This window comes from Nocardia transvalensis, assembly GCF_015477765.1.
GTDB lineage: Bacteria > Actinomycetota > Actinomycetes > Mycobacteriales > Mycobacteriaceae > Nocardia > Nocardia transvalensis_A.
In genome coordinates this window covers 188,300-207,132 of the sequence record NZ_JADLQQ010000012.1, presented here as the reverse complement: position 1 = coordinate 207,132, position 18,833 = coordinate 188,300, and the positions used below count along the sequence as shown (strand labels likewise).

Annotated in this window: 22 protein-coding genes; 6 read left to right on the top strand and 16 right to left on the bottom strand. The window is 67.0% G+C overall.

Translation table 11 applies throughout. The features are described 5' to 3' along the window. Positions 1-448: 448 nt before the first annotated feature. A complete protein-coding gene (locus IU452_RS31200; RefSeq protein WP_195112784.1) occupies positions 449-1,012 on the bottom strand; it encodes a hypothetical protein in 564 nt (187 codons plus the stop codon). Positions 1,013-1,307: 295 nt separating this feature from the next. After that, on the bottom strand, positions 1,308-1,829 hold the full coding sequence (locus IU452_RS31195) for a DinB family protein (protein WP_195112783.1): 522 nt from the start codon (positions 1,827-1,829) through the stop codon (positions 1,308-1,310). A gap of 160 nt (positions 1,830-1,989) precedes the next feature. Here IU452_RS31195 and IU452_RS31190 point away from each other — a divergent pair, with 160 nt between their 5' ends. Then, complete coding sequence (locus IU452_RS31190) at positions 1,990-2,562, top strand: class I SAM-dependent methyltransferase (RefSeq protein WP_324192928.1); 573 nt, start codon at positions 1,990-1,992, stop codon at positions 2,560-2,562. 712 nt (positions 2,563-3,274) lie between these two features. Here the strand turns inward: IU452_RS31190 and IU452_RS31185 are convergent. Both IU452_RS31185 and IU452_RS31180 read right to left on the bottom strand, forming a co-directional pair. Continuing rightward, positions 3,275-3,622, bottom strand: a complete 348-nt coding sequence (locus IU452_RS31185) for a hypothetical protein (protein WP_195112781.1) — start codon at positions 3,620-3,622, stop codon at positions 3,275-3,277. 122 nt (positions 3,623-3,744) lie between these two features. Beyond that, positions 3,745-4,227, bottom strand: coding sequence for a VOC family protein (locus IU452_RS31180; RefSeq protein ID WP_195112780.1), 483 nt, complete (start codon positions 4,225-4,227; stop codon positions 3,745-3,747). A gap of 91 nt (positions 4,228-4,318) precedes the next feature. Between IU452_RS31180 and IU452_RS38640 the strand changes: the two genes are divergently transcribed. Together IU452_RS38640 and IU452_RS31170 are read left to right on the top strand one after the other, a co-directional pair. Continuing rightward, a complete protein-coding gene (locus IU452_RS38640) occupies positions 4,319-4,804 on the top strand; it encodes a hypothetical protein (protein WP_228819055.1) in 486 nt (161 codons plus the stop codon). 121 nt (positions 4,805-4,925) lie between these two features. Then, positions 4,926-5,345, top strand: a complete 420-nt coding sequence (locus IU452_RS31170) for a DUF3291 domain-containing protein (RefSeq protein ID WP_195112779.1) — start codon at positions 4,926-4,928, stop codon at positions 5,343-5,345. A gap of 5 nt (positions 5,346-5,350) precedes the next feature. Here the strand turns inward: IU452_RS31170 and IU452_RS31165 are convergent, their stop codons facing one another. From IU452_RS31165 to IU452_RS31155, 3 genes are all read right to left on the bottom strand, one after another. Then, positions 5,351-5,920 carry a hemerythrin domain-containing protein gene (locus IU452_RS31165; protein WP_195112778.1) on the bottom strand — a complete coding sequence of 190 codons (570 nt, stop codon included), beginning with the start codon at positions 5,918-5,920 and terminating at the stop codon, positions 5,351-5,353. Between the two features lie 161 nt (positions 5,921-6,081). Continuing rightward, complete coding sequence (locus IU452_RS31160) at positions 6,082-6,873, bottom strand: SDR family oxidoreductase (protein WP_195112777.1); 792 nt, start codon at positions 6,871-6,873, stop codon at positions 6,082-6,084. An 83-nt stretch (positions 6,874-6,956) separates the two neighbouring features. Then, entirely contained in the window at positions 6,957-7,535 is a 579-nt protein-coding gene (locus IU452_RS31155) for a TetR/AcrR family transcriptional regulator (protein ID WP_195112776.1), read from the bottom strand. A 140-nt stretch (positions 7,536-7,675) separates the two neighbouring features. Between IU452_RS31155 and IU452_RS31150 the strand changes: the two genes are divergently transcribed. Beyond that, positions 7,676-8,152: a GNAT family N-acetyltransferase gene (locus IU452_RS31150; RefSeq protein WP_195112775.1), complete on the top strand. Its 477-nt coding sequence runs from the start codon at positions 7,676-7,678 to the stop codon at positions 8,150-8,152. Between the two features lie 68 nt (positions 8,153-8,220). Here IU452_RS31150 and IU452_RS31145 read toward each other — a convergent pair whose 3' ends face one another. The 3 genes from IU452_RS31145 to IU452_RS31135 all read right to left on the bottom strand — a co-directional run bounded on the left by IU452_RS31145 (position 8,221) and on the right by IU452_RS31135 (position 10,654). Beyond that, positions 8,221-9,186 carry a lysophospholipid acyltransferase family protein gene (locus IU452_RS31145; protein WP_228819053.1) on the bottom strand — a complete coding sequence of 322 codons (966 nt, stop codon included), beginning with the start codon at positions 9,184-9,186 and terminating at the stop codon, positions 8,221-8,223. A gap of 5 nt (positions 9,187-9,191) precedes the next feature. After that, complete coding sequence (locus IU452_RS31140) at positions 9,192-10,013, bottom strand: GNAT family N-acetyltransferase (RefSeq protein WP_195112774.1); 822 nt, start codon at positions 10,011-10,013, stop codon at positions 9,192-9,194. Positions 10,014-10,165: 152 nt separating this feature from the next. Then, positions 10,166-10,654 (bottom strand): MarR family winged helix-turn-helix transcriptional regulator, encoded by a 489-nt coding sequence (locus IU452_RS31135; protein ID WP_195112773.1) that lies wholly within the window; start codon positions 10,652-10,654, stop codon positions 10,166-10,168. 77 nt (positions 10,655-10,731) lie between these two features. Between IU452_RS31135 and IU452_RS31130 the strand changes: the two genes are divergently transcribed. Continuing rightward, positions 10,732-11,601, top strand: a complete 870-nt coding sequence (locus tag IU452_RS31130; RefSeq protein WP_195112772.1) for a VC0807 family protein — start codon at positions 10,732-10,734, stop codon at positions 11,599-11,601. Between the two features lie 17 nt (positions 11,602-11,618). Here the strand turns inward: IU452_RS31130 and IU452_RS31125 are convergent, their stop codons facing one another. The 6 genes from IU452_RS31125 to IU452_RS31100 all read right to left on the bottom strand — a co-directional run bounded on the left by IU452_RS31125 (position 11,619) and on the right by IU452_RS31100 (position 17,839). After that, complete coding sequence (locus IU452_RS31125) at positions 11,619-12,380, bottom strand: ABC transporter permease (protein WP_195112771.1); 762 nt, start codon at positions 12,378-12,380, stop codon at positions 11,619-11,621. Then, positions 12,377-13,264, bottom strand: a complete 888-nt coding sequence (locus IU452_RS31120; protein ID WP_324192927.1) for an ATP-binding cassette domain-containing protein — start codon at positions 13,262-13,264, stop codon at positions 12,377-12,379. Before IU452_RS31120 ends, IU452_RS31125 begins: the two co-directional genes overlap by 4 nt. Before the next feature lie 164 nt (positions 13,265-13,428). Further along, positions 13,429-14,106, bottom strand: a complete 678-nt coding sequence (locus tag IU452_RS31115) for a PadR family transcriptional regulator (RefSeq protein ID WP_228819052.1) — start codon at positions 14,104-14,106, stop codon at positions 13,429-13,431. Between the two features lie 51 nt (positions 14,107-14,157). Then, the gene (locus IU452_RS31110; protein WP_195112769.1) at positions 14,158-15,420 is read right to left on the bottom strand and encodes a glycosyltransferase family 4 protein; all 1,263 of its coding nucleotides are present in this window, start codon (positions 15,418-15,420) and stop codon (positions 14,158-14,160) included. Between the two features lie 9 nt (positions 15,421-15,429). After that, positions 15,430-17,040, bottom strand: coding sequence for a glycoside hydrolase family 57 protein (locus IU452_RS31105; RefSeq protein ID WP_195112768.1), 1,611 nt, complete (start codon positions 17,038-17,040; stop codon positions 15,430-15,432). Between the two features lie 4 nt (positions 17,041-17,044). Beyond that, a complete protein-coding gene (locus tag IU452_RS31100; RefSeq protein WP_195112767.1) occupies positions 17,045-17,839 on the bottom strand; it encodes a class I SAM-dependent methyltransferase in 795 nt (264 codons plus the stop codon). Between the two features lie 187 nt (positions 17,840-18,026). On the opposite strand from IU452_RS31100, the gene IU452_RS31095 reads away from it, so the two are divergent. Further along, positions 18,027-18,812, top strand: a complete 786-nt coding sequence (locus IU452_RS31095; protein ID WP_195112766.1) for an electron transfer flavoprotein subunit beta/FixA family protein — start codon at positions 18,027-18,029, stop codon at positions 18,810-18,812. The last annotated feature ends 21 nt before the right edge of the window (positions 18,813-18,833 follow it).

Here is an 18,833-nt window from a genome sequence, read left to right as displayed (position 1 = left end):
ACGGGAAGCCCTGCCAGGGACCGGAGTTTCGGGCTCGCCCCACCCAATGAAGTAGGCCGCCGACGTTGCCGGTGTGAATGGCCCCAGCAACATGAGCGCCAGTTCCTTCGAGACCGGCTGCGATGGGGCAGGTAATGACCGCTGAGAGCCAAGAGGTGGATGTACTCGTCTGGCGTTGGTGTGAGCGCATCCACCAACCTGGCCAACATCGCTTCGCTCAGCCTGTCGACATTATCCCGCTCGATGTTCCGCACTGAATTGACGCCGAAGTTTTGTATTGCCTCGCAAGTTCCCCCTGTGTCAACCCTTGTCGAATACGCAGGTGGGTCCGGTGTGTCGGCACCGGTGGCTTCGGCCAGTGGTTGGACAGGTGAATTCCGGGACCGGCTCCAGGTGAATTTGAGCGTCACCTGGCGGCTGCTGTGCTGTCTCGTTGATCACCCTCGACTCACGACTCTTCCGGGACTATCCATCCGGCTTTCTGATAGGCAGCAACAGCATCGGCCTCCGCCTCATCCGCAGTGACGAGAACAGCGGAAGTTACCGAGTCTTGAATGTATTTAGAACCTATATGGGAGGCCTCCGCGTAGGCGTTCTCTGCCGCGTCATATGCTTCGCCGTGTACACCGCCGATACATGTCAGGAGGAGGGCCCCTTCCGGCTGCTGGCATGCTCCGAGCGCCACGGCAAGCTCGTTCGCGCTGAGAAATGCGCTGAACGACGCCTCACTCGCTGCAGCCTCTGCGTCTAATACGTCTTTTGCGTCGTTGCGCTCAGCAGCATCAGCAGCACGTTTCATGGCTTCGTCGGCCTGGGCAGCCTTGGCCTGCATATATTTCACGTTCGCCGGTTTATCCAGACTGGCTTCCTGCCGTTGCGCGTAGTCGAGAGTTTCACGGGCGCGGAAGGCGGCACTGGCGGCGCGCTGGGCATGACAGCGCGCTTCATTCGCGGCCCTATCTTGCTCCTCCTGGCTGGAACACAGTGATGGAGGAGGCTCGGCCGCCCCCACCGGAGCGGCCTCCCCACCTATAAACCCGATAGCGCCAACCATCCCGGCAACCAGGACGCCCTCCCACCATCTTCGGCCACACCGAGCCGTGCACGCGACTGACCTCGACCGACACACGAACATCCACTCAGCTCCTTTACATGAAGTGAATACGGATGGCGACGGCTCCAGGCCATCACTGACTTCTTCGTCACGACTGCCCGCACGGATGGGCCCCGTGTTGGGATACACCGCGGACCCGGCCGCGGCCAGGTAGGTGGCGAGGGTGTAGTTCGGTTTCGAGCATGATCGCTCGCTAGGGCTGTTCTGGAACGTCGGCGCTCAGCAGGGCGGGTTGTTCGATCTGCTCGCGCAGGATGTCGCCGTGGCCGGCGTGACGCGCGAAGTCCTCGATCAGGAACAGGTAGATGAATCGCAGGCTGACCTCGCCGAGGCGGGGGTGTGTCCTGATGTCGTCGAGGTCGAATTCGGCGGCGATCGCGCGGGAACGTTCGCTGGTGCGCTCGAATTCGGCGATCACGTCGGCCAGGGTCTCGGTGTCGTCGACGACGAAACTGGCGTCGCCCGACGTCGTGCCGCCGTCGCATTCACTCTTGGGCAGGCCCGCCAGGACGTGCTGGAACCAGATCCGTTCGGCGACTGCGGCATGTTTGAGCAATCCGATCGGGGTGGTCATCGACGCAACGAGACGGCGGCGGGCGTCTGCTTCGGACAGACCCCGCGCCGTGTTGACCAATTCGGCCCGGTTGCGGTCGAGCACGCTCTCGAGCAACCGGCGTTCAGCACCGGTGGTGATTCGGGGAATCGACCATGTCATCGTCGGCTCGATTCTGGTGGGTCGGGTCGGATCTGCTTGCCGTAGTTACGGTTTCGGTCTCTCGGCACCTCCGTCAGCAGGGGCCGATGACCTTCTGCCGGAGATGGGTCCGGTCGGACTCGAGAATACTGCGGCGCGGAACCGCTGGACCGTCTGGCGTGTGGGGTGCTCTTTCGCCGCAACCGATTACCCCGGTGGAGGTGCAAGCGGTCGGCCGCGCCGGCTGTTCTTCGCCGCCCGTGCCCGCTTCGCCGAGGACTGTGTGGCCGCTGCCGGCGTGCGGCAGGTCGTGATCCTCGGGGCGGGACTGGACACCTTCACCTACCGCCATCCGCACCCGGACCTGCGGGTGTTCGAGGTCGACCACCCCGCCACCCAAGCGTGGAAACGCGAACGCCTCGCCGCGACCGGTACCTATCGGCCCGAAAAGGTGATTTTTGTGCCGGTCGACTTCGAAACCCAGACGCTGGCAACGCGATTGGAATCCGCCGGATTCAGCCGGGCCGATCCGGCCGTATTCGTGTGGCTCGGTGTCGTGTTCTATCTGACCCCGGATGCCGCTCACGCCACCCTCGAATACATCGCCGGACAATTGCACGCCCTCGGCTTCACGGACATCGAAGACCACTCAGCCGCGGCCCTCGTCGCCGGTTACCTCGACGAACCCGCGGAATTCGAGCGCCAACCGCCCCCTGCGCTGCGCGCGAGCCGCATACTGCGCGCGAGCCGCTGAATCGCCTGGACGTTCCCCGGCACTGGCCGAGGCATCCCGCTTTCACTGGAGGCTCTCCAACATGACAGTGCATTCCGGAGGCCGACCGCGAGCCAGGTGAGCCTCGGCGGTGGAGTACGTCTACCTGCGCTTCTTGTCCCTGTTCTCCAGGGCTTCGACACCGGATTGAGCGGCGGCCGCCTTGGCCTTCTTCTCCGCTCGCTTCTCCTTGATGGATTTCCCCTGCTTTTTGGACATCGTGCTACGCGGAGATTTATCGGACAACTGGGCATCCTTTGTTTGCAAGACCTCGGCGGTCTCGGTGCCTCGACACTACGCCACCCAGGGCGATTCCGCCCGGATAAGAGCGAGGCGCGGTGGCGCCGAGTGCATCGTCGACGAGCGCGGCCGTCTTCAGTGCTGCGGTATCGAGGGGATGAGCAATACAGTGTCGACGCGCTCGCGCCAGGCGGGAACAGGCTGGGCAACAGCGCATTTCGTCGGCAGGGCAAGCTGCTACCAACCGGTACGGTTGGTTCGACAGTTACCTGCCGAGCAAATCTATTGTGTTCGTTGGCGGTTCGACCGGCGGGCAAAGGATTAGGCCGATTCGAACGCCCGGAACGCAGCTGCTCACCGGACATCACCATGGTCGGGAAAGCATTCGGAGAAGTCGTGATACAGCGGGCGGCCCATAGAAGTTGTGGACCGCCCTGCCGTTCGTGCCTGCGGGCTAGCCGGGGATCTGTGCGCCGATCGCGCTGCCGACGCCCGCGCCGACGACGCCTCCGATGGCACCGCCGGCCACCGCGCCGACTCCGACACCGACGATCGCCCCCGCAGGGCATACGGGCAGCGTGACCATGCACGCGAAGGCACCACCCGCTACCGCGCCCACTCCGGCGCCGGCCACTGTGCCGACGACGGCGCCGACCTGTCCGCCGGGGATCGCCTGGGTTTGGCCGGCAGCGACGGGCTGAACGGGTTCGGGGGCGCTGGGCGTGGCAGCCGAGGCGATCCCGCCGCCCGCTCCGGTGAGGGCTGCAGCGATGGCGGCGGTGGCGGCAATCTTGCGGACCATGTGTTCTCCTGGGTTCTCTCGAGGTGAGGAGCGTACCGCCGGACGTGGGTGAAATGTGTGGAAACGATTGCGCCCCACACGGTTATCGGGTGCGATCCATCGATCGCCCTGAATGCTCACCCTTATCGCAGAGCCGGGCCGGTGCCCCCGGACAGCGGGCCGCCGAGATCGAGTGCGGGCATCGGGGCCCCGTCGGGACTCCAGGACTGGAGGAACCCCTCTTGGACCGCGAGATCGACCAACTCGACCCGTGCACCGATGCTGTCGATGCGGTGATAGGTGAACGAACGGCCGTAGGGACAGGAGTCGAATTCGATCGGAGCACCCCGTTCTTCCAGACGACGTTTGTCCGTCGTGACGTCGCTGGACCAGTAGCCGATGTGGTCGAAGCGAGACCCGCCCGTCGCATCCCACGGACTGCCGGGGTCGCCCTGGATCACCTCGAAAAACGGTGGCCCCTCGACCGAGAAGACGATGCGGTACTCCCACTCCCCGAGCCTTCCGGCGCGAACCGGGCTCCACCTCACACCCAACACGCGCGTGAGATCTTCGGTCGCGTGCTCGATGTCCTGGACGACGAAGCACAGGTGATAGAAGTTGTTCACCCTATGGGTTCTACCAACTCATGCCTTGTAGATCGCTTCCGCCAACAGTTGCGGCCGAGTGCTGTAAACCCCATCTGCGAGAGGAGTATCGATGATCGCAGGTCCGGAGCTCTGGGAGTTGCGGCTAGGTGTGTACGCCACCGATGACGAGCTGCGCCACCTACTGGAAAAGGCCCGAGACTTGCTCGGGCGCCGATTGTCGAACTGGATGATCGACGGGTTCGACGCCGACGCGGAGACCGAACCGGGCATCGAGCACGACGAGCCCGTCGAACCGATGTCGGTCGCCCAGCTCTACGACGAGCTACCGTCACAATGGCGCACCGAACATCCCGGCATGGACCCCGACGGTCGATCGGTGTTCGAACTGCGGGCTGGTGTTCTTGCGGAGAAGGACCGGGCCGAGCAGGTGCTCGACGAACTCACGCGCTTGTTGTGTCCCGACCCTGTGCATTCGGGCCCGTGCCCGATTCCATGGTCGTCCAGCGCGATCGGCACGGATGCCGATGACGACACCTACCGAAACTATCTCGAACGCCACTACGGGCGACTGCGCCGAACTGGCTCCGGGTCGTAGACGAACCGGAGGGCCAAATCTTCTGACGCGGGCGATCTTGCCGTTGACAAGTTATATCCCACTGTGGAATATGGTGGGGCATCGGCGTCCGCCGTCGCCCTCCTGATCGAAAGAACCGCCCATGCCCACGCTTCCATGGATCACAGTCGGCACGCCCACCACGCCCGAGGTTCACTGCATGGCCTCCCGGCTCGAGGTCCGGTCGCTGCTCAGCGCGCCCGGCTTTCTCATCGCTTCACTGGCGCTGTGGCGGCAGGCCCGCCGCTCGCCGGGAGTGCTGGGGGTGGCCTTGAAGGCGGAGATGCTGAAGGGCACGTTCTGGACCTATTCGGCGTGGACCGACAAGGCGGCCATCTACGCCTATGCGGGGGCAGAGCCGCACAGGTCGACCGTCGAGCGCAAGCGAAAGGTCATGCGGGAAGCCACCTTCGTGTTCTTCGACGCACCGGTGGACGAGTTGCCGCTGTCGTGGGACGAGATCGGTCGCCGGATCGCCGCGCAACGCGACTCGGCGCAATCAGGACACAAGCCGACGCCGTGACCTGGTCAGTTCTTCTTCAAACTGCCGACGCTCAGCGATCCACTGGGGGCAGGCCGCAGGCCCTCTTCCGCCTCGCGGACATAGCCGACCGGATCCTTGTCGACGGGCTCGACGCCTGCGTAGTTTCTCGCCTCGTAGGCGGCGAAGGCGACGGCCAGCTGATGGCGGCGCGGCAGCCCGGCCAGGCGGCGGAAGTCGGTAAGGCCCTCGCGCTCTTCCTCGGCCATGTGATCGCTGTTGGCCGCGTTCGCCGCCGCGACGGCCGCGTACCACTCGTCGGAGCCGACCCGATGACGCGCCACCTCGGCGATCGCGTCCCTGATCTCGTTGTGGTCGTGGATGGCGTCGAGCGTCTCGTCCTCCACCCCGGCCGCGCGCCGGGCCGCGATCCCCACCTGCAGCAGCGCGGGATAGAAGATCTCCTCCTCCGCCTGCGCGTGTAGCTCGAGGAAGGCCGCCAGCCTGTCCCAGACCGCGGAAAGCGCCCCGGTCTCCGTGCGATCGACCTGCTCCAGGATCGCGAACAGCCGGCGCTGCTCATGGTGGTCATCGAGGATCAGCTCGGTAATGTCCACAATTCCTCCCTGATACCGCACTTCAGGTGAGCACTCGGCTGGCATACCCCTAGAGAGCCGACCATAACGCACCGCCGGGCCACCGGCCCGCAATGACCTGCGTCGAGCTCTGGCAGCGGCCGCCGGTCCCTGTGCCTACAGCATCCCGGCGGCGCGGAGGGCTAGACCGTCTTGATCGCTCCGCCGTCGGCCAAATAATCTGCGCCGGTGAGGTTTCCGGACACGGGTGAGGCCAGGAAGGTGACCAATGCCGCGGTCTCGTGCGGTTCGGTGAATCGGCCGGTGGTGATGCCCATCTGGGCAGGGGCCTGGGCGAGGAACTCGTCGAGTGTGAGGCCGTTTTGGGCGGCGACGTCGGCGGCGTAGCCGTCGGGGGCAGACCAGTTGCGGGTGCGGGTGGGGCCGGGAGAGACCGTGAGTGCGCGCAGGCCCTGTGCGCCGAACTCTTCGGCAAGCGCCTTGGTGAGATTGTTCAGCGCGGCTTTCGCAGTGCCGTAGTCGACGGGATGGTAGGCGGCGCGGGCGCCGATGGACGAGATGTTGATGATCACGCCGCGCCGCCGGAGCAGGCTGGGCAGGGCGCGGCGAGTGACCCGGACGGTGCCGAACAGGTTGAGTTCGTAGGTGCGCTGCCAGGCGTCGTCGGCGATCTCGAGGAAGCCGCCCGCGTCCGCGCTGCCGGGGACGACGCCGCCGACATTGTTGATCAGGATGTCGAGTTCGCCGAGGATCTCGGTGGCGCGTTCGACCAGGAATGCGGCGCCGTCCGGGGTGGCCAGATCGACGGTCACCGCGGTGGAAAGGCCGTCCAGTTCGCGGAGTTCGGGGGTGATGGTGCGTGCCGCGGCGACGACGCGCACGCCTTCGGCGGTGAGTGCCCGGACGATCTCCAGGCCGATACCTTTGCTCGCTCCGGTGACGACGGCGGTCTTGCCGGTGAGGTGCAGATCCACGCTACTCCCTTTATTGAACTACAGTTACAAATTCACGACAGCATTGCCTGCCCTCTGCCGACTGTTCGCTGACCTGAGCCGGATTACAGTGCGCGCATTGCTGTTTCGACCAGTCCGGCGAGCCGGGCCGGGCGGGGGTCGGCCTTGGCGAGCACCCGCATTCCGTTGATGGTCGCGAGCAGGAAGGTGGCCGCGGCCTGCGGATCGAGGTCCCTGCCGAACTCCCCGGCGCGCTGCCCCTCCTCGATGGCACCCCGGAAGGCGTCGTGCTGCCGATCGAAGATGCGCCGCACGAGCAGATCGACCGTTTCATCGTCGCCGCCCAGTTCGACCGCGGTATTCGTGGCCAGGCATCCGCGGCGTTCGGTATCCGCGCAGGCCGCATCGAGCACCATGGTCAGCGCCGCACGCACCCGCTCCCGCGGCGAACCGGGCCCGTCGAGCAGATCGATCAACCGCACCGTTTCCTGCGCCTGATACCGGCGCAGCGCACGCTCGAACAAGTCACGCTTACCCGCGAACGCGTTGTACAGACTGCCCCGGCCGATACCGATCGCATCCACCAGATTCTGCGGGGTCGTCCGACCGTATCCCTTGCGCCAGAACACCTCCATCGCCTTGGCGACCGCGTCATCGGGGTCGAAGCTCTTCGTCCGCGCCATGCGGTCGACGGTAGATATTCTGTAATCACAAGTCAAATAATGATCGGGTCTTCGGGCCGGATCCACACCCTGGACAGCACGATGTCGAACCCGCCGAAAAGCCGTCGCGGGCGGGATCTGCCGTCGCTAAGGTCGCGATCATGGTGCGGGCACGGCAGGCGGTGGCGGCGGATGCGGCGGAGTTGGTGCGGCTGCGGGCGGTGATGATCGAAGCGCTGGACGGACGGATCGGCAATGAGCACGGCTGGCGCGAACACGCCGCGCAGACTCTGCGTAAGCGGCTGGCCGATCCGGACGGGTCGATGGCGGCATTCGTCGTCGATCGGCCGGGCGAGCCCGGTGCGCTGGCCGCGTGCGCGGTCGGTGTGGTCGAACACCTGCTGAGTTCGCCGAGCAATCCGTCGGGCACGCTCGGGTATCTGTTCAATGTGGCCACCGAGCAAGCGCATCGGCGGCGCGGTTACTCCCGCGCCTGCGTGGTCGCGCTGCTGGACTGGTTCCGCCGCCGCGAGGTCGGCGTGGTGGACCTGCACGCCTCGCAGCACGGCGCGCCGCTCTACACGGCGCTCGGCTTCAGGCCGACCGCCGACCCGTCGATGCGCCTGCGCCTGAGATAGGCCCGGCCGCACTGTTTCCGGCTCCTCGCACGCTGCGAAGTGACGGAAAGGGTACGGGCGGAAGCGATTCAGATGGCTGTGGCGGGGGCGCTGTTGCGGTGGGTGCTGTCCGGCACGATCTCGCGCGTGGGGCCGGTGCCGAACGCCGTGGCGTGGGCGTCGATGTCGACGATCTCTTCGCCGCGCATGGCTTGTTCGCAGCGGTGGGCCAGGTCGTGACGGTCGGGGCCGGGGCGTTCGAGGGGTAGCAGCGTCACCTCGGCCACGACGCCCTTCGAGCGCAGCACGCGCCGGGCCGAGTCGAGAAAGGTGTCCACGCCGACGAAGCCGGGGACCGTCGACAGTTCGCCGTCGCGATCCAGATAGCGCACCCGGATCGGCTGGACGGGCGCGCCGGTGTCGACGGCGGCCTGGAACAGTGCCGGGCGCAGGCGGCCGTGGGCGCGACCACACCAGGTGGTGCCCTCGGGGAACACGCCGACCCGCTCCCCCGCCGCCAGGCGCTCTGCCATGGTGGCGATCACCTCGGGCAGCTGCCGCAGGCGTTCGCGCTCGATCGGGATCACGCGCATGAGCCGAGCCAGCCCACCCAGCACGGGCCAGTCGATCAGATCGGCGCGGGCCACGAAACCCATGGGGTGCACCGCCGCCAGTGCCAGCACGTCGGTCCAGCCGACGTGCCCGGCCACCACGAGTAGACCGGAACCCGCTCCCGGAGTCGGCTCGTCGGACGATGCTACCTCGGCGGCACGATGATCGACGACCCGCAACCGCACGCCGCAACAGCGCAGCGCGGCGCGGGCGTAACGACGGTGCAACTGCTCCCGGCGACCCCGCGGCGTCACGAGATTCACCACCGGGAAGGCCGCCAGCAGACCGACAACTCCGGCAACCCGGGCCGTCACGCGCAATGTCCCTGCCGCATCAGCGATTTCGACGCAGCTGGGCCCGCACGGACTCGACGGCATCCAGGCGTGCACGGCCGCAGCCGGCGGGCACGCCAGCGACTCGGTGGGTGACAACAGCGCCGGCATCGTGGTCACCTTCCGTCGAATGTGGCTGCGGCGCTTTGCAACCGCTCCAGGTAGCGGGTGTTGATGGTCTCCAGACCCAGCAGCGCAACGAAATCCGCCACCCCGAAGTCGGGATCATGGGCGGGTTCACCGCAGATCTCCGCGTTCAGCCGCAGGTATCCACGCAGCAGCGGCGGAAGCTTCGGCCGCGCAGGCGGTTCCAGTTCGTCCAGGGTGCGACCGTCCACGACGACCGGGTTGTGCGGTATCACCCGCTGCGCCGGATCGCTGCCGTGCTTGGTCAACAACAGATCGCGCACACCGCGTACGTTCACTCCGACCGGGTCGTCGGCTGCCTCCTGCATCGGCACCGATACGCACCCCATCACCCAGTCGTAGCCGGTGAGCTGGATGTAGTGCAGGATGCCCGCCCACATCAGCGTCAGAACCGAACCGTTGCGATGATCGGGCACGACGCAGGCGCGGCCCATCTCCACGATCCGGCGACCCGCGGGATCCATGGCGGTGAGGTCGAATTCGGTGGCGGTGTAGTAGCCGCCCGCCGCGGCGACCTTGTCCGGCGGCAGCATCCGGTAGCAGCCGACGAACTGCTCGGTCAGCTCGTCGCGGACCAGCAGGTGATCGCAGTGCTCGTCGAACCGGTCGGCGTCGAGACCGTCGTCGCTCGAGGGGATGCGGAAGCCGGGCTCGGCGGCGAATACCTGGTAGCGCAGCCGCTGGGCTGCCGTGCGGTGTTCGCGATCCGACGACACCACCAGGGAGTACTGCGGCCGACCCACCCCGGCGTCGGCCCTACCGGCCGCTGTCAGCACTGACGTAGTAGTCATGTCCTGATGAAGCCAGTCGCAATCGGCCCCGGGGCGACCATCGAGTGTCGAGCCGATGCCAGTCGGGTGAACGAGACGCCCGTCACACGCAACGTTCACCGAGCCGATGCGCCAGGTTCGCCCAGTTTCCGTGCCGCACACTTTTGCGCAGCTCATTGGCCGCGCAGCACCGCCTCCCTGAAATCCGGATCGCTGATGCGCCGGGTGTGGGCCACGAGGATGTCGGTGGTGCGTCGCACCCAGTCGTGGATCGCCTTCAGCTCCTCGGAGCTGTAGCGCTCGTTGAGCGCGGCCATATCCTGCCCGAAGGGGATGAACACCGCACCGAGCAGCGCGTCGACCTCGGCATGCGGAACGAGTTCCACGAGTACCTTGCGGCGGTCGCGCGGATCGCGGACGCGGCGGGCGTACCCGGCCCTCTCCAGCCGATCGACCAGACCGGTGACCGCCCCGGTGGTCAGGCCGGTGTGTTCGGCGATGGCACCGGCCGTGACCGGGCCCAGGCGGCGCAGCGTATCCATGCACTTGCGGTCGGAAGCGCTGAGCCCCAACAGTTTTCCCGTCGCGGCGTGAAAGTTCACCATTGCCGTCGCGAACTCGGCACCGAGCGCGGTCCCCTCGGCCGGACCCTCTTGCGTCATAACCCCAACCTACCTTAGCCTCTAACTATCTTAGTCACTAAGATACTCATCTACTAAGCGTTTGTGAATGGGGAACCATGCCGGACATCGACAAGCGGACCAAGATCATCTGGGTTGGGGCCGCCGTGGCCAATTTCGCGGTCGACCTGCTGCTACCGACCGCCGTGTACGCCCTGCTCGCACCCACCGGACTCCCCGCCGCACTGCGCCTGGCCATCGGCGGGACGCTGCTCGCGGCGAAGGCGATCGGCGGCCGGATCGACACGGGCGACTTCCGGTGGCGCATTGCCCTGACCGCCGCACTGGTGCCCACCGCGGCCCTGCTGGCCTGCCACGCCGCCGGGTGCGGTGACACCGTGAGCATGGTCGCCGGTGCGGTCGCCGCCGGGGTGATCGTGGTCGCGGATCTGTTCCGGCGACACGGCGGCACCGCACAGGCCATCGACGGTTTCGCCGTCCTGGTCCTGCTGGAGGTGGTGGTGAGCATCGTGGTGACCTCGATCAGCGGGGATGCCCGGTTCGTGCTCGCGCGCAGTTCGCTGTATGTGGCCGTGGCCGGGGCCTTCATGCTGGCCACCACCGGGACCGAGCGGCCGTTCCTGCGGGTCGCCCTCAAACCCGTTGCGGCGAACGGTGACCCGCTGCGCGGCGAGGCCTTCGATCGGCTGTGGGACAAATCCGCGCGGTTCCGCGCCATCTATCGAGGGCTGACTGCTTCGCTCGGCGCGGTGCTACTGGCCGATGCGATCCTGCGGACCGTCGTGATCTACAGCTACCCGGCCGATCGGGTGGGGGAATCCTCGCTCGCGTCCCAGCTGCCCTTCATCGTTCTGGTCGGTGGGTGGTTTCTGATCGGCCGGGGTCTGGTCGTCCCCCGAGCGCGCCGTCTACTGGACGTCGAAATGGCGGAATCGGCCACCGCGGCAGCACATGCCGCTGCACGATGACCGAATCCAGCAGCCGCTCAGGCATTCTCGCGCGCGAAGCTGCGCGCGCCGATCACGATCAGCAGAACCGCGACGGCAAGGGTGAGGCCGGTGCCGAGATACACCTCCGAGGCTCCGAAATCGCCGCGGAACAGGGCCCGCGCGGCATCGACGGTGTGTTTGAACGGGTTGATATCGGACACGATCCGCAGCCACTGCGGGCCCAGGCTCATCGGCAGCAGAATGCCCGACAGCAGCATGATCGGCAACGACAGGCTGTTCATCACCGAGGCGAGGGTGTTCTCCGACCGCGCCCACAGCGCCAGCGCGTAGGAACCCGACGCCAGGCCGGCGGCCATGACCGAGATCAGTAGCACCGACGACACCAGCCCGATCAGATTGGGGCGCAAGGAGAATGCGAGCACCGCGACAGCGACCAGCAGCAGCGCCTGCACGATCAGCACGACCATATCCTTGAGCACCCGACCCACCAGCAGTGCGGTGCGGCTGGCGGGGGTCACGCGCTGGCGTTCGAGCACGCCGGACCGTAACTCGGCGACCATGCCGAAGCCCGCGTACCCGGCCCCGAACAGCCCGATCGAGATGACCAGGGCCGGGGTGAGCACCTTCCACGGGTCGGTGCCCGCACCCATTGACGGCGCGATCGCCTCCACCAGCGGACCGAACAGCACCAGGTAGAGAACCGGCTGGCTCAGGCCGATGACGACCCAGACCGGATTGCGCAGTTGGGCGCGCAGCTGTGACCAGAACACCAGCCCGGTCTCGCGCAGGACCGTCATTTCTCCTCCCGCAGGGATCGCCCGGTGACGGTGAGGAACACGTCGTCGAGGCTGGGTCGTTTGACGGTCAGAGAACCTGGGCTGACGCCGTTTTCGTGCAAGGCGTGCAGCAGCGGCACCACCGCCGCATCGCCGCGGTCGACAGTGAGATGTACCAGCCCGTCGGCGTGCAGTTTCGAGCGCAGCTCCAGCACCGAGTCGGCCACCCGAATCGCCAGATCGGCCTGTTCATCGGCGATTTCGAGACTGATGACATCACCCGCGATGCGCTGCTTGAGCTCGTCGGGCGTGCCCGAGGCGACGATGACGCCGTGATCCATCACCAGGATCCGGTCGCACAGCGCGTCGGCCTCCTCGAGGTAGTGGGTGGTGAGCACGATTGTCGTCCCCTCGGCGCGCAGTCGGCGGATGTGCTCCCAAAGATGTGCCCGGCTCTGCGGATCGAGGCCGGTGGTGGGTTCGTCGAGATAGATCAGGCCGGGCCGGTGCACCAGGCCGAGGGCGATGTCGACGCGCCGCCGTTGCCCACCGGACAATTCCCGGCAGCGCCGGCGGCCCAGGCCGTCGAGTTCCAAGGTGGTCAGCAGCGCTTCGGCGTTGCGAACAGCTTCGGCCTTGCCCAACCCGAAAAGCCTTGCCTGTAGCACCAATTGGTCGATGACAGGTTCTTCGTCATTGGTCGCGCCGCCCTGGGCGACATAGCCGATGCGCGAGCGCACGGTGCGCGGATCGGTCCGCAGATCGGCGTCGGCAACCGCCGCCTCGCCCGCGGTCGGTGCGAGCAGGGTCGCGATCATGCGCAGCGTGGTCGTCTTTCCGGCACCGTTGGGGCCCAGCAGGCCGACGATCTCCCCCTGTTCCACGTCGAAGTCGATACCTCTCACGGCCTCGACGGGACCTGTCTTCGTATGAAAAGTCCGTGCCAATCCTCGAACTCGGATCACCGAGGTTCGGGTGTGGCTACGAACCGTAGCCATCGTTTCCATGCCGACAACGGTAGGAACGATGGCTCGAATAATCAAGCTTTACTATTCAGGCTTGAATATGGTTAGCGCGGCTTACGAGCTCGGATGCGTTGACGCTGCCGCGACCAACCCTCGTTCGGATCGGGCTCACGACGCCTCGGGCCCATCGACGGGTACGGTTCGGCATCCCACACATCCAGCTCACCACTTTCTATGCGCCGCAAGGTATTTCGCGACCACTCCAAATCTGCGCGGGTGTGGTCGGCGGCCAGCTGGATGTTGTCGGCGACGTGATGGGGCCGATCCTCGAGCGGGTTGCCGGAGCCTTCGAGTACTTGCTGCACCTCCCGCTCCAGAAAGATCAGATCGGCCTCGAACTTCAGGATGCGGCTGCGCAGCGCGGCGATGACATCGTCGCGCGACGCATACGGCAGCAACGAAACCGTCGCGTAGTACGGGTGTTTGGGCTGTTCGGTCGACCACAGCGCCTCGCGCAGCAGATCGCCGAACACCTTCTCCCCCTCGGCCGTCATCCGGTACGTCGTCCGCTCCGGCCGCGCCCCGTCCTGCCCCACCCCCTCGACCGCGACCAGCCCGTCTCGCTGCAGTGTCTTCAAGGCCCCGTAGATCGACCCTGGTTTGACGTTGGCCCAATCGTCCGCGCGCCACGACAACAGTTCCCGCCGCACGTCGTACCCGTGCACCGGCTGCAGCAACCGCACCACCGCCAACACCAACATCCGCGTCGTAGGCACACCCATACCCGCAGGTTATCCCAGCCGCCGCGGCGGGTATGCCGCCGATGCACCGGTCTACAGCGGGTTGTTCGGATCCCGTTCGGGCAGGGGACGATCCACGATGGAGGGGCGGCCGAGGGGATTGCGGACACGGCGCTTGGCGGCCTGGTAGACCTGGATGGTCTCGGCGGCGACGACGTCCCAGGAGAAGTCGGCGGTGAGGCGTTCGCGGGCGGCGTAGGCGCGGGCCTGCGCGGCGACGGGGTCGGCGAGGACCGCGTCGACCGCGTCGACCAGACCGTTCACGTCGGCGGGCGCGAAGGAGGCGCCGGTGACACCGTCGATCACCAGTTCGCCGAGGCCGCCTGCGGTGGAGGTCACCAAAGGCGTTCCGGCGGCGGCGGCTTCGAGGGCCACGATGCCGAACGGTTCGTAGCGGCTGGGCAGCACGATCGCATCGGCGCCGTGCAGCCAGCCCAGCAGTTCGGCATGGTCGAGGCGGCCGACGAAATTCACCGCCCGCGCCACCCGGTGGACGCGGGCACGCTCACGCAGCCACTCGAACTGGGTGCCGACACCGGCGACGGTGAGCGTCGTGCCCGGATACGCCCGCCGGATTCGCGGCAGCGCGGCAATGGCGTCCTGCACGCCCTTCTCGTATTCCAATCGGCCCACATACAACAGCCGCGGCGGACCCGAACGCCGGACCCGTTCCCGAAAAGCCCACGCCCCCACGTCGATTCCGTTGCGGATCACCGTCACCGGCACCAGCTCGGGACCGTAGAGCCGCTCGACCTCGTCCTGCATGGACGTCGAACACGTGATGAGCGCATCGGATTCGCGCGCCAACCACCATTCGACCGAATGCACCTGCCGGTTCACCCGCCCGGACACCCAGCCGCTGTGCCGCCCGGCCTCGGTGGCGTGAATCGTCGACACCAGCGGAACGTCGTAATGCTCGGCCAGGGCGATCGCCGGATGCGCGACCAGCCAGTCGTGGGCGTGCACCACATCCGGCGTCCAACCGTCGGCGATACCCGGCTTGCTCAGTGCGATACCCGCCCGCACCATCGCGTGCCCCATGGCCAGCGTCCACGCCAGCATGTCCTCGCCGAAGTCGAAGCACGGCGGATCCTCGGCGACGGCGACCACCAGCACCCGGTCCTCGATGAAAGTGTGCGTGGGATGGGTCGTGGCATCGGTACCCATGGGGCGGCGCGCCAGCACGACCACCTCGTGCCCCGCGTGGGCCAGTTCGGTGGCCAGGTGATGCACATGCCGACCCAGCCCGCCGACCACGACCGGTGGGTACTCCCACGACACCATCAATATCTTCATGCGGGTCCTTCAGTGTTGGATGCGGCGTCCGCGGTCCCCTACGTGGTTACGCAAGCTGCCTCCTCCGGGTCCGTCGCTCCCGCCGGTGGCAGGGCTATCGCCGCTCTCCCGCCCGAGCCGTCGTGCGTCAAGGGCCGGAAACAGTCCGTCGGCCGCGTACCATCCTGCCGCCAACTGCCCGGCTTTGGCGAGTTGGCCCGCAGCGACGGCACCGGCGATCTCCCGGACGGCATGGGCGTGCTCATGGGCGCGGTCGCGAGCGTAACCGGCGGCCGAGTCCTTGCTGACCATGAAGGCCCAATCACTGGACACGGTGAGGATCGCCTCGCGCAGCAATTGGTCGGCGACCCGGTCGCGCACCCCGCCGCCCCCGGTCTGGGCGCGCATCTTGTCCAGGGTGTCCAGCGTCAGGCGCACGATGTCGGCATTGAGCTCCACGAGATCGGACACCTGCTCTCCGGCCCAGACCCGCCAGTCCTTGCCCGAACCCCAGGAGGAGTCCGCGAGCTGCACCGATTCCCCCACGTAGCCCCGCTCGCGGGCGTCGGCGAGGGTGCCGACGGTGACCCCGGCCTCGGGCAGCGCCCGCAGCACCTGCTCGAGCCACTGCGGGCCCTCGTGCCACCAGTGCCCGAACAGTTCGGTGTCGAACGCGGCCACCACCAGCGCGGGCCGCCCGATGCGCTCGGATTCGCCGATCAGTCGCTCCCGCACGGTCCGGACGAAGTCGTCGACATCGCGGCGGACCGCCGCGGCGGCCAAATCCGGGTCGTAAGGGGCCTTGTCGGGTCCCGCGACCTGCTTGCCGGTGACCCGTGCCGGTTTGAGGCCGGTGTCGTGGTCGTAGTGATGGAAGTCGCGGTAGTGAGCGTGGCCCGGATAGCCGGATTTCGGCGACCACACCCTGTAGCTGACCTGCAGATCTCGCCCGAAGGCGACCACATCGGAGTCCCACACCGGCCGCCCCAGCGTGGTGTCGCCGCGCAGGGCGGGACCGTCGACCATGAAATGCGTCACACCCGCTGCCGCATAACCGGTTTCCATGCCCGGGGTGAATCCGCATTCGGGCGCCCAGATACCGGAGGGGGTGTGGCCCCATCGGTGCCGGGCATCGGCCAGCCCCTCGGTGAGTTCGAACGATCGCAGCCGCGCATCCAGCAAAGGCTGGAACGGATGCGCCAGCGGCCCGCCCAGCAGCTCGAGGGCCCCGGCGTCGATCAGCTCCCGCCACACCGGCGATCCGCCGTGCCGCCAGTGCCGCTCGAAATCGGCCAGCGCCGCGGTGGCCAGCCGATGTTCGTAGCGGCCCAGCGCGAGGTTGCCCGACACCGCCGCCTCGTCGGCGCGCAGCTGCCAGTTGCCCAGCCAGTGATGCATCCCGGCCAGGCAGTGCGGATCGTCGAGCTGCGCGGCCAGCACCGGGGTGATACCGAAGCTCAGCAGATGTGAACGGCCCTCGGCGGCCAGGGTTTTCAGCACCTGCGCGACCGGAAGATAAGAGGCCGCCCAGGATTGATAGAGCCATTCCTCACCGACCGGCCAGCGGCCGTGATGGGCCAGCCACGGCAGATGGGAATGCAGCACCAGGGTGAACTGACCGGGAACAGCGTTGGCGCTCAAGACTTCACCGTTCTCGCGGCTTCACCGCGACCGCGACCAGATCGAGGCTCGCGTCGATATCCTCGGCCCGCAGCGCGAAATCGTCGGTGCGCACGGCGGCGACGTCGGCGGCCAGCTCCGCGGGCCACGGCTCACCGGCCAGCGCGCGCTGGATCTGCGCGTCGATGATCGACCCACCCCACTTGGCGTCCAGCGCAACCAGTTCCGGGCCGTGATGCACGCCGGTCATCACCTCGACCTCGAATCCGGCCGCCACCAACAGTTCCGACAGCTCCGCGGCGTTCAGTTCCCGGGTGTGGAAGGGATTCAACGGCGTATCCCGCCCCGGCGAGAAGGTGATCCGATTCGGGGTGCTGATGAGCAGCTCACCGCCCGGCCGCAGCACGCGCAGGCACTCCCGCAGGAACTGCGCCTGGTCCCAGAGATGTTCGATGACCTGGAAATTGACCACGACATCGACCGAGCCGTCGTCGACGGGCAGATCCGCAAGGTTCCCCATAACCATCTCCACCCGCGGATAGGCCGCGCGCACATGCTCGACCGCGCTCGCGTCGTAATCCAGCCCGATCACCCGCTCGGCCACACCGGCGATCATGTTGGCGCCGTAGCCTTCCCCCGAGCCGGCCTCCAGCACCACCCGGCCCGCGCAGCGCTCGAGCAGCCGCGCGTAGACGATCTCGTGACGGCGGAACCAGTAGTTCTCCTCCGCAATGCCCGGCACCGTCCGCTCGCCGGTCAGCGGCAGCGGTTCCACGGGAGCGGACTCCCCCGCGGGAAGGGAGTAAACGGCCTCACTCATTCACCCGACGTTAGCGGTTGGCACTATCACACCAGGACTCGGAGTGGTGATGCAGAACATCACACCGTAAGTTACCCATGAGTAACTTAACGTAGGGTAATGTCCGTGCCGAGCTATTCGTGGACGTACGGCCCGATCGTGCGACCCCACCTCACGTGCCATCAGAACAGGAGGTCGACGAAGACCAATGCCGAACATCGTCGTACTGATCAAGCAGGTTCCCGACACCTGGTCCGAGCGCAAGCTGACCGACGGTGACTACACCCTGGACCGGGAAGCCGCCGATGCGATTCTGGACGAGATCAACGAGCGTGCCGTCGAAGAGGCCCTGCTGATCAAGGAGGCCCAGGGCGGCGAGGTCACCGTGCTCGCGATGGGTCCGGATCGGGCCACCGAGGCCATCCGCAAGGCCCTGTCCATGGGTGCCGACAAGGCCATCCATGTGAACGACGCCGCGATCCACGGCTCCGACGCCGTGCAGACCGCGTGGGTCCTGGCCGGCGCGCTGGGCCAGATCGAGGGTGTGGAGCTGGTCATCGCCGGCAACGAGTCCACCGACGGCCGGGCCGGTGCCGTGCCCGCCATCATCGCCGAGTACCTGGGCATCCCGCAGCTGACGCACCTGCGCAAGCTGACCGTGGACGGCGACAAGGTGACCGGCGAGCGCGAGACCGACGAGGGCGTGTTCAAGCTCGAGGCCACCCTGCCGGCCATCGTCTCGGTGAACGAGAAGATCAACGAGCCGCGCTTCCCGTCCTTCAAGGGCATCATGGCCGCCAAGAAGAAGGAAGTGCAGACCTTCACCCTGGCCGATCTGGGCATCGACCCGTCGACCGTCGGTGTGGGCAACGCGGGCTCCGCGGTCACCGGTGTCACCCCGAAGCCGCCGCGCACGGCGGGCGAGAAGATCGTCGACGAGGGCGAGGGCGGCCAGCAGATCGCCCAGTACCTCATCGGCCAGAAGATCATCTGATTTCCGCCCCCGAGCCAACAC